This is a genomic window from Methanobrevibacter olleyae, assembly GCF_900114585.1.
Taxonomy (GTDB): Archaea; Methanobacteriota; Methanobacteria; order Methanobacteriales; family Methanobacteriaceae; genus Methanobrevibacter; species Methanobrevibacter olleyae.
On the sequence record NZ_FOTL01000006.1, the window covers coordinates 12,523 to 25,306 of the forward strand.

Annotated in this window: 12 protein-coding genes; 6 read left to right on the forward strand and 6 right to left on the reverse strand. The window is 24.8% G+C overall.

Going from position 1 to position 12,784, the window contains the following annotated elements; all coding sequences use genetic code 11:
* Positions 1-59 precede the first annotated feature (59 nt).
* The gene (locus BM020_RS02735) at positions 60-542 is read left to right on the forward strand and encodes a DUF2299 domain-containing protein (RefSeq protein ID WP_067148306.1); all 483 of its coding nucleotides are present in this window, start codon (positions 60-62) and stop codon (positions 540-542) included.
* A gap of 859 nt (positions 543-1,401) precedes the next feature.
* The gene (locus BM020_RS02740) at positions 1,402-2,571 is read left to right on the forward strand and encodes a Cdc6/Cdc18 family protein (protein WP_067148303.1); all 1,170 of its coding nucleotides are present in this window, start codon (positions 1,402-1,404) and stop codon (positions 2,569-2,571) included.
* Between the two features lie 221 nt (positions 2,572-2,792).
* Here the strand turns inward: BM020_RS02740 and pyrB are convergent, their stop codons facing one another.
* From pyrB to hisG, 4 genes are all read right to left on the reverse strand, one after another.
* Positions 2,793-3,716 carry an aspartate carbamoyltransferase gene (pyrB, locus tag BM020_RS02745; RefSeq protein ID WP_067148300.1) on the reverse strand — a complete coding sequence of 308 codons (924 nt, stop codon included), beginning with the start codon at positions 3,714-3,716 and terminating at the stop codon, positions 2,793-2,795.
* A gap of 182 nt (positions 3,717-3,898) precedes the next feature.
* A complete protein-coding gene (locus BM020_RS09550) occupies positions 3,899-4,042 on the reverse strand; it encodes a hypothetical protein (RefSeq protein ID WP_158499609.1) in 144 nt (47 codons plus the stop codon).
* Positions 4,043-4,089: 47 nt separating this feature from the next.
* On the reverse strand, positions 4,090-4,899 hold the full coding sequence (locus BM020_RS02750) for a fumarylacetoacetate hydrolase family protein (RefSeq protein WP_067148297.1): 810 nt from the start codon (positions 4,897-4,899) through the stop codon (positions 4,090-4,092).
* A gap of 155 nt (positions 4,900-5,054) precedes the next feature.
* Positions 5,055-5,918 (reverse strand): ATP phosphoribosyltransferase, encoded by an 864-nt coding sequence (hisG, locus tag BM020_RS02755; RefSeq protein ID WP_067148294.1) that lies wholly within the window; start codon positions 5,916-5,918, stop codon positions 5,055-5,057.
* A gap of 624 nt (positions 5,919-6,542) precedes the next feature.
* Here hisG and BM020_RS02760 point away from each other — a divergent pair.
* The 4 genes from BM020_RS02760 to BM020_RS02775 all read left to right on the forward strand — a co-directional run bounded on the left by BM020_RS02760 (position 6,543) and on the right by BM020_RS02775 (position 11,533).
* Positions 6,543-6,746, forward strand: a complete 204-nt coding sequence (locus tag BM020_RS02760) for a histone family protein (RefSeq protein WP_067148291.1) — start codon at positions 6,543-6,545, stop codon at positions 6,744-6,746.
* Positions 6,747-7,297: 551 nt separating this feature from the next.
* Positions 7,298-7,771, forward strand: a complete 474-nt coding sequence (locus tag BM020_RS02765; RefSeq protein ID WP_067148288.1) for a hypothetical protein — start codon at positions 7,298-7,300, stop codon at positions 7,769-7,771.
* A 300-nt stretch (positions 7,772-8,071) separates the two neighbouring features.
* A complete protein-coding gene (locus BM020_RS02770) occupies positions 8,072-8,461 on the forward strand; it encodes a (deoxy)nucleoside triphosphate pyrophosphohydrolase (protein ID WP_067148285.1) in 390 nt (129 codons plus the stop codon).
* A gap of 30 nt (positions 8,462-8,491) precedes the next feature.
* Positions 8,492-11,533, forward strand: coding sequence for a DEAD/DEAH box helicase (locus tag BM020_RS02775; RefSeq protein WP_234970504.1), 3,042 nt, complete (start codon positions 8,492-8,494; stop codon positions 11,531-11,533).
* A gap of 105 nt (positions 11,534-11,638) precedes the next feature.
* Here BM020_RS02775 and BM020_RS09965 read toward each other — a convergent pair whose 3' ends face one another.
* Both BM020_RS09965 and BM020_RS09555 read right to left on the reverse strand, forming a co-directional pair.
* Complete coding sequence (locus tag BM020_RS09965; protein WP_143743940.1) at positions 11,639-11,806, reverse strand: DNA/RNA helicase domain-containing protein; 168 nt, start codon at positions 11,804-11,806, stop codon at positions 11,639-11,641.
* Positions 11,803-11,958 carry a hypothetical protein gene (locus BM020_RS09555; protein WP_158499607.1) on the reverse strand — a complete coding sequence of 52 codons (156 nt, stop codon included), beginning with the start codon at positions 11,956-11,958 and terminating at the stop codon, positions 11,803-11,805. Before BM020_RS09555 ends, BM020_RS09965 begins: the two co-directional genes overlap by 4 nt.
* Positions 11,959-12,784: the final 826 nt, after the last annotated feature.

Genomic DNA, 12,784 nt, shown 5'->3' on the forward strand with positions numbered 1-12,784 from the left:
TTTATATTTTAAAAGGATATTAAATTAGGAATATTTGAAAAAGTTCATAAAGTGATAAAATGGCAATAGATGAAGAAAAAATTAGAACCTGGTTAATGGAAGAAGATATTATCCGTGAGAAGATTTATGATGAAAATGCTAATTTCCATTATATAATCAATTTTCCAAATGATAATGCAATGGATATCATTCAGCCTAAAACAAAGGAAGATGTTCTTTTAATAGGTTGTGCTACAGAAGTCTCAAAAGAGGAACAGAATATCATTAAAAACAGCTCTAAAAGCACCAATCAAGAATTCATCTGGAAGATAAGATTTACATTAAACGAAATGCTACTTGATTTTAAGCTGGAACATCCGAATGATGAGCTAAAGAGTTTCATTATAACAGAAGATATCTTTGAAGATGGGCTAACAAAACACCTACTTATTAAATCTATTAAAAAGGTATTTAAAGGAAAGTTAGAATGCATTTGGATTCTTGGTAAAACATATGGATCTAATCAACTAAAGAATATATCTGATGAAGAATTTCAATTATAATGATTTATTTAAAATTTTTTATTTTTTATTAATTTAGTTTAGCTTATTATGATTTTTTTTCATTGAATTTTATTATTTTTTATTATTTTTCATGCTAAAATTCTTCATATTTTTTTATTTTTTAGAGAGTGAGAGATGTATTTCAAGTGTAATGATTTTGATGGTCTTGAAAAGATTGACAGGTCTATTTCCACTGAATACATTTGAAATTTAACTCCCTTTCTTTTTATGAAAAATTCCTTTTTAAAATGCTTTAATCATGATTTAGATTGCTTAAATTTGATTTTAATTTTTCAGCTAAAAAATTTTACAGTTGAAATGCATCCCTTAATTTTCCTTTCTTGCAAAAATTCTTTACAGTTGAAATGGTACTCTCTGTCATTTTTTTACTATTTTTAATAAAAAATTAATTTTTAAACTATAATTTTCTTCTTAAATTAATATTGAATTAGGATTTTTGCATAATTTTTAATTTAGATTTAAAAATTAGTTTTATTTTTAATGATTATAATAATACCTTTAAATTTTTTCAATTAAAATATTAATTTTAATTTATTTTAAAATAGACCATCATTTCAACTGTAAAATTTATTTAGACAATCTTAAAACTGATTTTTACACATGAAATTCTACCATTATCATTAGAGTTTCTTCATTGTTTGATTTTTTAAGAATGTTCCTTAATTTTGAAATTATAAAAAACTTTAAATATAAAATTTTATATACAATAGTAATACAGTTGAAATTTTACTTTGAAAATGAAAATTTCTATTTTTAAAAATTATTTTTAATTTGATTTTATTAAAATTTACTATTTTAATTATTATTAAACTTTTTATTATTTTATGAGATGATGTGTATGAGTGATAATATATTTGAGGGGCTTGATGAATACTTACCAGTTGATGATACTATTTTTAAAGATAAAAAACCTTTAGATCATCGTTTTTTACCTGAAAATTTACCACACAGAAAAAATCAAATTACTGCAATTGCAAGATATTGGGTAGAAGCTTTAAAAGGTACCACTCCCTCTAATATAACAATCTATGGAAAAACAGGAACTGGTAAAACAGCAGCAGCTAAATTTGCAAAAGAACAATTAATTGATGCTTCTAAAGATAAGCCTGTTTTTATTAGAGTAGAATATGTTAGATGTACTGATTTTAATACAGAATATCAAGTACTTACTCATTTATGTCAAAGATTAGGTAGAGATGTTCCAAGTCGTGGTTGGACTAAAGGTGAGATTGTTAATGCATTTAGAGATATCTTAAGAAGAAATGCATTTGGGCGAAACTTAATTTTAATTGTTATTTTAGATGAGGTTGATATTCTTCTTGAAAAGGATGGGGATGGTTTATTATACACTCTTACAAGAACTGACAATATTGCTATTTTATCAATTAGCAATTATCTTAACTTTAAACAGTTTATTAAACCAAGAGTTGCAAGTAGCTTAATGGATAAAGAAATAGTATTTCCACCTTATGATGCAGAACAGTTAGCTGATATTTTAGAGGAAAGATCTGAACTTGCATTTTTTGAAGATACCCTTGAAGATAGTGTTATTCCATTATGTTCAGCTATGGCTGCAAAAGAAGAAGGAGATGCAAGATATGCACTTGATTTATTAGAAAGTGCAGGTGATATAGCTATTGATAATGGTTTTGATAAAGTTTTAGGTAAATTTGTACGTGAAGCTAAAGATGTTATTGAGTATAATAAGGTTAAAGATGTTGTTATTACATTACCTACTCAACAACAAAGAGTCCTTGCAGCTATCTTAAAATTAACTCAAGAAGGTGAAGAGATAACTTCTGGTAAGTTATTCGAATCCTATAAGGAGATTTCTAAGGGGGATGCTGTAACTTATAGAAGAATCTTTGACTTTGTTAATGAGTTAGAGATGTTAGGTATTATTTCTACTAATACTGTATCTAAAGGTAGAGCTAAAGGAAGAACTAATATTATTAGTTTACAAATAGATACAGATTTATTAGAAGAGAATTTGTATAATCTTTTATAATCGATCTTCTTTTAATATCTGATTTTAAAAGGTATAATCTTTTATAATAGATCTTCTTTTAATATCTGATTTTAAGGTATAATCTTTTATAACTAGCTTTTTTTTAATATTTAGGCATAATTTTTTATATTCAATCTTTTTTTAATATTTAAAAACCTTGATGAAATTTTTTATCTATTTTTTTTTACTAACTAGCAATTTAATTTTTTTTAAAAAAAGAACTACTCATATCTATGGGTAATTAAGTTCTTTAAAATAGCCATTCTAATAGGTAATGCATTAGCTGCTTGTTCAAAGTATTTATTGTACTTAGTATCATCAACATCATATGCAATTTCATCTATTCTTGGAAGTGGGTGCATAACAATTAAATCCTTACCTTCAAGTAAATCTTTATTGATTGAATAAGCACCTTTAGTTTGTTCATATTCTTCTAAATCTGGGAATCTTTCTTTTTGAATTCTTGTAACGTATAAAACATCAACATAATCAATAACATCTTTTAAGTTATTAGTTTCCTTATACTTAATATTATTATTTCCTAAATCGTGTAATGTTTCTTTAGGCATTTTAAGCTGTTCTGGTGAGACAAAGGTCATTTTTACATCATACATACCTAAGGCACATGCTAGTGAATGTACAGTACGGCCGTATTTTAAATCTCCAAGAAGTGCAATATTTAATCCATCTATTTTTCCAAAGTGTTTTTTAATAGTATAAAGGTCAAGTAATGTTTGAGTTGGGTGTTGGCCTGCACCGTCTCCTGCATTAATAATTGGCACATCTACAATATCTGATAAAAAACGTGATACTCCTTCAAGGTCATGTCTTATTACAATAGCATCACAATAAGATTCAAACATCTTTGCTGTATCTGCAATACTTTCACCTTTTGCTACTGAACTATTTGCTGCATTTCCAAGCTCAATACATTCTCCTCCAAGTCTTTTCATAGAGCTTTCAAAGGATAATCTTGTTCTTGTAGAAGGTTCATAGAATAAAAGTCCTAAGATTTTACCTGCAAGCTCTCTAGATTTTTCTTTTGATTTAGCTACATCTTCAAGTTTACTTGCTTCATCTAAGATAAATTCTATTTCTTCTTTTTCAAAATCTTTTAATGAGATAAGATTTTCATGGCCAAAAATACTATTACACTCCTTAAATTTTACACTTGAAATACAAGTCTATTTTAATAAATTTATTTTTAATATACTTTTTAAGCTTTATTTATATTTTTCTTTCATTGTTTATTATTTTTTTTTAATTACAATGTATTGCTATTGTTTTTTTATTAATTTTTTAATAAAACAATTCTATGCTACTTTTCTTATAATAATAAACCCATTATAAAAAGAGCAATTAATATTGCTATTGCGATTCCTACAAATCTCAATGCAATATCCATGATTTTTTTTGCAACAATTACTAATATTATAAATATGATTGAAAAAATAACAAGTTCTGTAAACATATTCTAACCTCTTAATTTATATGATGTTTTTTCTTCTTAATAATTTTTTATTCTTCTTTTATTAAATAATTTTTTAATGTTCCAATATTTTCTATTGTAACTTCTACAATTGAATCTTCTTTCATTTCTCCAACACCTGGAGGGGTTCCTGTAGCTATTATATCTCCCGGATTTAAAGTCATTGTTTGACTTATATAAGATATAATTTCTTGTGGTGAGAAGATCATCATAGATGTATTTGAGTTTTGTTTTAGCTCTCCATTAACTTTTGTAATTATTTTTTGATTTAATGGGTCTAGTTCTGTTTCTATAAAAGGACCAATTGGTGCAAAGCCATCACAACTCTTTCCTCTTGTCCATTGACCATCACTTAATGTAAAATCTCTTGCAGTTACGTCATTGATGATTGTGTATCCAAAGATGTAGTTATCTGCTTCCTCTAAGCTGACCTGTTTAGTTTCTTTTCCAATAACAACTGCAAGCTCTCCTTCATAATCAACTTGTTTTGACATTTTTGGATAAATTATCACTGAATCATTTTTATTAATTGTTGTAGATGGTTTTATAAATATTACAGGACTATTTGATAGGTCTAAATTTAGTTCTTTAGCATGGTCTTTGTAATTTAGACCAATACAGACTATCTTTGATGGATCAGTTGGAGCTTGTATTTCAATATCTTCTAAGCTATGAGATTCTAATATATTATCTAAAATTGTTTTAATGTCTCTGTTAAAATAGTCTAAAATATCTCCTTTTAGCTCAACTACTTTATTATCTTCATCTAAATACCCTGTTTTAATTTTTTGATTGTTATTTAGACTATTTTCCCTGTTTTTAAATCTTAAAAATTTCATATAACACCATTAAAAAAGTTTTAATAGCTCGAATTTAGAGCCATTATAGTCATTTTAATTATTATTGGATTATTCTTTTATTGGAATTTTAATTTTAGAACTATTAATTTTTAATTATTATTGGATTATTCTTTTATTGGAGGGATTGTTTTTTATTATTGGATTATTCTTTCTATTGGAACTACTAAAATATCACGAGCTCCAGCATTTCTGAGTTTATTTACAAGTTCAAATACCTCGTTTTCATCTACTACTGCTTGAACGGCCATAGTTTCTTCTTTTGATAAAACTTCAGATACAGTTGGTCCACTCATTGCAGGCATAACTTTTTGAACTTCACATAGGTCTTTTTTTGCTACATTCATCATAACTAATTTTTTTCGCCCTGCTTCAAGTACACCTTGAATACTTGTACTTACAGCTTCTACAAGGTTCTTTTTTTCTTTATATGACTCTTTATTTGCTATTAATTTAATTGAACTTTCAAGTATAGTATCAACTATTTTTAAATGATTCATATTTAATGTTGTACCAGTACTTGTTAGGTCTGTTATAGCATCTGCTATTCCAATAAATGGAGCTATTTCAGTTGATCCTGTTAATTTTACAATTTTTATATCTAAATTATCTGATTCAAGATATTCTTTTGTAAGCTTAGGGAATTCTGTAGCTATTGTCATACCATCTTTTAAGTCTTCTTTGCTTTTTATTGGACTGTCATCTGGTGAAGCAAGTACGAGCTTAGTTTGACCAAACTGTAAATCAAGAAGTATTTCAACATCTGCATCATTTTCCTCTATAAGGTCATAACCTGTAATTCCCATGTCACAGATTCCTTCATCTATAAATTCTGGTATGTCTGCTGCACGTGCAAACATCACATTTATATCTTTATTATAAGTTTCTGAGAATAATTTTCTATTTGAGGCATCTTTAAGACCAAGCCCTGCTTTTTCTAATATTTTTACTGCAGGATCACTAATTCTACCTTTTGATGGTACTGCAATTTTAAGTTTCATCTAACTCTTCCTTAATAATTTTTTAAATAGATTTTTTTAATCTTATTTTTTAAATAAATTTCTTTTATCTACTCTTATTTTAGTTTTATTTCTATTTAATTTTAATTAATTTTTAATTTTAAAACACTTAAAAGATTTATAAATTTTAATTAATTTTTAATTTTAAAACACTTAAAAGATTTATAAATTTTAATTAATTTTTAAGTTTAAAAAAACTTAACAACTATAAATTTTTTTATTTTCTAAATTGCAAAATATTTATTTCAAATCATCCGAACTAATATTTTATATCTTATATAAATAGTTGAAACTTTGTTTATATTATATATACTTTATGTTTTTTCATTATAAATAATGTAAAATTATTAGATTTAAATTTCATATTATTATTTATCATATTTTTTAAAATAAGGCATTATATTACCCTATTTTTTAGAAAATTTTATATACTAGTAATTTATAAGATTATATTGTACTTATAAAAAAAGCTTATTTAGCTAGTATTTTTTTAAAATATTTAGTTTAAATAATCTTTTTGTAAAAATATTTTTAAATTTAATGAAAATATTATTGCATTAGTATATAGGTATATTTTTTAAAATAAAATTATGGAGAATGATATTTATGAGTATTCCTGTAGCTCCTATCGGAAGAATTATTAAAGAAGCTGGTGCTGAAAGAGTAAGTGAAGATGCTAAAAAAGAATTAAATGCTTATGTTGAAGCACAAGCTACAGAAATTGCTAAAAAAGCTATCAAATTCGCAGAATTAGCAAAAAGAAAAACCATTAAAGCTGAAGACATTGAATTAGCTATTAAAGAATTATAATTATAAAATTGAAATAATGTTTTTACATTATTAATACAAGCTTTTTAAGGCCTTTGGCCTTAAAGAACTTGAACAAGGTTTTATCACTATAATTAATGGCTTAAAAAGCTTTTTAAAAAACTTTTTCTAATTTTTTTACTATTTTTTACTATTTTTTACTATTTTTTACTATTTTTTATTTATTTAATTTTTTTTAACATCAACTTCTTATCTATTTTTCAAAACTTTAAAAAGGCTTGATTAAAATCATTTCCATATATTCGCTAAAAACCACGATTTTCATTTTATTAATTTTTTAAAGCTTTTAATCTTTATAGATAGCGGTATTTTGTATTTTATAGTATTTGAGTTATTTATTTTTTAAAATTAATTAATTAATTAATTATAATGATACTAAATAATTTAACAACTTTATATTAATTTTTAAATTTTGCTAAATTTTTCAAGTTTAATTAATTCAATGTTTTTTAAATTTTAATATAATATTGAAAAACAAAATCAAAATTTATTTATATAAATTTTAATATAATAAGATTAAAGTGGTGATTCTCATGAAATTTAAATATTTATTTTTGAGTTTAATACTTTTAGTATTGGCATGTAGTATAGCAACTATTGCAGCTGAAGAAGCTATAATCGATGATTATAGTTTTACTATACCTGATGGTTATTCTATTGTAAATCAAAGTGAACAGATGGTTTCAATGCAAATTGATAATGATCATGCTATAGTTATGTCAGCTCCTGATGATGTTCAAAGTCCTAAACAATTTAAGACAGGTCTTGAAAAACAAGGTTATAAATTTGGAGATGAAGAAAATTATACTAAGGGAAATTTTGATATAGAACAATATAATTATGATTATGATAAATATCAGGGATTTTTATATATCTGTGATGATAATACTGATAAAGATGATGATGTAATTTTAATTACCCTTGTAATTCCAAAAACTGATGATGTACCAAGTGAAGATGAAAATCCTGTAACTGGTATTTTAGATTCTTTAAAAGAAGTTGATTAAATTTTCTTTTTTTCTTTTTTCATTTAATTTTTTTTAAATATTATTTTTTATATATTAATATTATAAGTATATCTTGAAATAAAACTAATTTTTTTTAGATAAATGAATAAAAATAGGGAAATTCAAAATTATAAGTATATCTTGAAATAAAACTAATTTTTTTTAGATAAATGAATAAAAATAGGGAAATTCAAAGGAATTTTCATCTAAAAAAATTTTGACCCCTAAAATTTTATATTTTATTAAACAAATAAATATAATTAGCTATTTTAAAAATTTTATGTAATTGAGGTTAATTTAATGAAAGAACTTAATGTGGTTGCTGCTATTATAAAAAAGGATAATAAAATCTTAACTACTCAAAGAGGATATGGGGAATTTAAAGGTCTTTGGGAATTTCCTGGTGGTAAGATAGAAGAGGGGGAAACTAAAGAAGATGCTTTAATTCGTGAAATAAAAGAAGAATTAAATGCAGATATTATAGTTGAAAAATTTGCCTTAGATTTAGAGTGGCAATACCCTAATTTTTACCTTTATATGTCTTGTTTTGAATGTAGTTTAAAAAGCGATATAAAATTATTAGAGCATATGGGTGCTAAATGGTTATCTTTAGATGAAATTGATTCTGTAGAATGGATTGAAGCTGATATTAAGGCTGTAAATTATATTAAAGAATCTTTAACCTTCTAATTATAAAAGATCTTTTTTAAAGGTGAGCTAATGAGTAAAGATATGAATGACATCATTTTAAAAGGAGCAGAAACGGCTTTTATTAATGAAAATTTCCAGTCTTCATTAGAATATAGGCCTAAATTATTAGTTAATAATAGTTGTCACAAGGTCTTAAATTCAATCAAAGATGAATTAAAGGATTGTGAAGAGTTTTTTATTAGTGTTGCATTTATCACTAGGGGTGGACTTACTCCACTTTTACAAGATTTAAAAGAACTTGAGAGGAAAAATATAAAGGGAAAAATACTCACCACTAACTATTTAAATTTTACAGAGCCTAAAGCTTTAAAAAAGCTCAATGACTTATCAAATATAGAAATAAAGCTATACAAAACTGCTGATACTGATGGTTTTCATACTAAAGGATATATTTTTAAAAATGATGGGATATATAAGGCTATTGTAGGTAGCTCAAACCTTACTTTAAATGCTTTAACAATCAATAAAGAGTGGAATATTGGTTTTTCATCTCTTTATGATGGAGAAATTATTAAAGATTTAATTGATGAATTTAACGATTTATGGGATAAATCTTTTATAATAGATGATATCATTGAAGAATATGAAAATATTTATAATTATAAAAAGAACTTTAAAGATTTTAATAGAGATTATATAGAAATTAAAGAAGAAACAAAAGAAAATTTAGTACCAAATTCTATGCAGAGAGACTTTTTAGATAATATCAGAACTCTTATTCAAAATGGAGAAGATAGAGCTCTTTTAGTATCAGCTACTGGTACTGGAAAAACTTATGCAGCTGCATTTGCTGTAGAGGATTATAAACCTCAAAAATTCTTATTTTTAGTTCATAGAGAACAAATCCTAAATCAAGCTACTGAATCATTTAAAAAAGTATTTAATGGTGAAGATAATAAATTTGGCCTTCTTTCAGCTAATTCAAAAGAGTATGATAAAGATTATTTGTTCTCAACTGTACAAACAATGTCTAAAGAGGATGTCTATACAAGATTTGATAGAAAAGAATTTGATTATATAATAATAGATGAAGTTCATAAAGCAGGGGCTCTTAGCTATAAAAAGCTTTTAAATTATTTTAAACCTAAATTTTGGCTTGGAATGACTGCTTCCCCTGATAGAACTGATGGTGAAAATATTTATGAAATATTTGATTATAATGTACCTCTTGATATTAGACTTCAAGATGCATTAGATGAATACTTATTATGTCCTTTCCATTATTTTGGAATAAGTGATTTAACTGTTGATGGTGAAGTTTTAGATGATGAAACTGATTTTAGATATTTAGTATCTAATGATCGTATAAACTATTTACTTGAAAAATCTGAATATTATGGCCATACAGGAGATAGATGTAAAGCTCTTGTATTTTGTAGTACAAAAAGAGAAGCTAATGAATTAGCTCAAGAATTTACAAGAAGAGGCCATCCTTCAGCATTTTTAAGTGGGGATGATTCACAAAAGAAACGTGAAGAAGCTATTAGAAGATTAACTGATGATAATGAAAAAGATTATTTAGAATATATTTTCACAGTAGATATTTTTAATGAGGGAGTAGACATTCCAGAAATTAATCAAGTATTGCTTGTTAGACCAACACAATCTTCTATAATCTTTATTCAACAATTAGGAAGAGGATTACGTAAATTTAAAGATAAAGAATATGTGGTTATCATTGACTTTATTGGAAATTATAAGAATAATTTCTTAATTCCTATAGCTTTATCAGGAGATAGAACCTATGATAAAGATAATATTCGCAGATATTTAATGGAAGGATCTAAGATAATTCCAGGTCAATCTTCAATTAATTTTGATGAAGTTTCTAAAAAGAGAATCTATAAAGCTATTGATAATACAAGCTTTTCAAGAGTTGCTTTATTTAAGGAAAAATATCAAAATCTCAAATTTAGACTTGGAAGAATTCCTTATCTTTGTGATTTTTATGAAAATGGAGAATTTAACCCAGAATTAATTTTAAATCATAATAAGTACGATTCTTATTATAATTTCCTAAAGAAAATAGATGATAGTTATAAGAATTCAATTGATGAATTGGATAATCTTTCTTTAAAATTTATCTCATCAAAAATACTTAAGGGAATAAGGCCACATGAGGCGGTTATTCTTAGATATTTAAGATATAATAAATATTTCACTATAAAATCTATTGAAGAAGTTTTATATGATGAATATGGCCTTAAAGATCAATTCGAATCTATTAAAGGTGCTATTAATTTACTAAGTTTGAATTTTTATAAAAAGGAAAGTAATCAAAATAAAAATAATCAAACTACTTTATTTGAACCGAAAGATAGAGTAAGTTTTGAAGATTATCAAAAAAACACAGTATCAAGTGCTATTGGTAAGATAGATGATTTTGGTTATGAAAATATTTTCTTTAATTTAGATATTGGTTTAGATAGTTTAGAAAATAATAAAAAGCATAAATTTATTATTTCTGATTATTTTAGAAAAGCTTTAACTAATAATACTTATTTAAAACACTTTGAAGATGCTATTGAGTATACTTTATTAAAATATGATTCTGTTTATAGAGTTGAGGATGATGAATTTAAATTAAATGCTAAATATTCAAGAGAAGATGTCTTAAAAATTTTAAATTGGAAATTCTTTATGAACGGCCAAAATATTGGTGGATATAAAATAAAGTATAACACTTGCCCTATTTTTGTAACTTATGATAAAAAAGAAGACATCTCAGAAACTATTAATTATGAAGATGAATTTGAATCAAGAGATGTATTTAGTTGGATGAGCAGAAATAATCGTAAAATTGATAGTAATGAGCTTAAACCTTTAGTTAATTATACTGATATAGATATTCGTTTATTTGTTAAAAAAAGTGATGATGAAGGAATTGACTTTTATTATATTGGCAAATTAAGTCCATTAGGTGAGCCTATTCAACTTTATAGAACTATTGATGGTAGAGAAAATCCTATTGTTAATTTTAAATTTAAAATAGAACATAGTGTTGATGAAAAGCTTTATAATTACTTTATGGATAAATTAGATGAAGAGTAATTAGTTATTAAAATTTCTTCATCTTCTATAATTATTTCTTTAAATTTTATCTAATTCTTTTATACCAATTTCTTGTATGACCTTATAAACAGGGTCTAATTTACGCTAATTAGGTATAAATACTATAAATCCATCTCTACCTCGTGTAAGTAGTACTCTATAAGTATTTCTTCTATATGTATTTTTTTGCTGTTTTATCTTCAAATAGTTTGTATTTTTCCCATTCTTCACCATTCCAAATCCAATTCCCCCTGCTTCAAATCTATTATTCATTCCATATTTTGGAAGGATTCTACTTCTTGATGATGATATCGGCCGTATTTTTTATTTGGTTCATTTTTATATCTATTTCTACAATAAGATTTAGAAGTTTCAACTCTTGTGCAGTACATATTGTATCCTTCAGCAAAAATACTTTCTCCCAATCTTTTTCACTACTATTTATTGTTTTTTACATAATTTTATTCCTTCATTTTCTCCTTTATGTATTTCTTGCCCTTCAACTACTAATCTTAAAAGAACACACCAAATTTAAAACGTTCTTTAGAGAGTTTTATCATTACTTCAGGTATTTAAAACTTTTAAGAAAATTAAGCTTAAATTACTTTATTTTAAAAAATACTTAAATGAAAAAGGTAAAAATTTGTTAAGTAGTTCAGTGAAATTTTGTAAAGTAGTTCGGTAAAAGTTTATTGAGTAGTTCAGTGAAATTTTGTAAAGTAGTTCGGTAAAAGTTTATTGAGTAGTTCAGTGAAATTTTGTAAAGTAGTTCGGTAAAAGTTTATTGAGTAGTTCAGTGAAATTTTGTAAAGTAGTTCGGTAAAAGTTTATTGAGTAGTTCAGTGAAATTTTGTAAAGTAGTTCGGTAAAAGTTTATTGAGTAGTTCGTTCATATATTATAATTAAGAAAATATTTTCATTATAAGTTCTTCATTGCTTAATTAAGGATAGTATATTATTTAATTTTTTATAAAGAAAATTATATCTCCTAGGATTATCATATTTTAAACAGTCAAATATAGTATACAATAGTTCTTTCCTAAAATTTGGGGAATGTTTATTTTCATTTAAAAAGTCTATTAAATATTCAACCAAATCTAATTTGAGTTCATTAAATATTTTAAAATTTCTTATTGAAATTGGGGTCTGACTAATTTTTTCACCAACATGTACTAATCTTGTTGGTTCATCATTTAATAGTAATGATACAAGTTTGTTTAAATAATCTTCATCTATCTCTAATTTAGAGCA

Coding starts and splice junctions, on each gene's coding strand:
- BM020_RS02740 (WP_067148303.1), top strand. CDS start 1,402: ATGAGTGATAATATATTTGAGGGGCTTGATGAATACTTACCAGTTGAT.
- BM020_RS02760 (WP_067148291.1), top strand. CDS start 6,543: ATGAGTATTCCTGTAGCTCCTATCGGAAGAATTATTAAAGAAGCTGGT.
- hisG (WP_067148294.1), bottom strand. CDS start 5,918: ATGAAACTTAAAATTGCAGTACCATCAAAAGGTAGAATTAGTGATCCT.
- BM020_RS09550 (WP_158499609.1), bottom strand. CDS start 4,042: ATGTTTACAGAACTTGTTATTTTTTCAATCATATTTATAATATTAGTA.
- BM020_RS02750 (WP_067148297.1), bottom strand. CDS start 4,899: ATGAAATTTTTAAGATTTAAAAACAGGGAAAATAGTCTAAATAACAAT.
- BM020_RS02775 (WP_234970504.1), top strand. CDS start 8,492: ATGAGTAAAGATATGAATGACATCATTTTAAAAGGAGCAGAAACGGCT.
- BM020_RS02735 (WP_067148306.1), top strand. CDS start 60: ATGGCAATAGATGAAGAAAAAATTAGAACCTGGTTAATGGAAGAAGAT.
- BM020_RS02765 (WP_067148288.1), top strand. CDS start 7,298: ATGAAATTTAAATATTTATTTTTGAGTTTAATACTTTTAGTATTGGCA.
- BM020_RS02770 (WP_067148285.1), top strand. CDS start 8,072: ATGAAAGAACTTAATGTGGTTGCTGCTATTATAAAAAAGGATAATAAA.
- BM020_RS09965 (WP_143743940.1), bottom strand. CDS start 11,806: ATGAATAATAGATTTGAAGCAGGGGGAATTGGATTTGGAATGGTGAAG.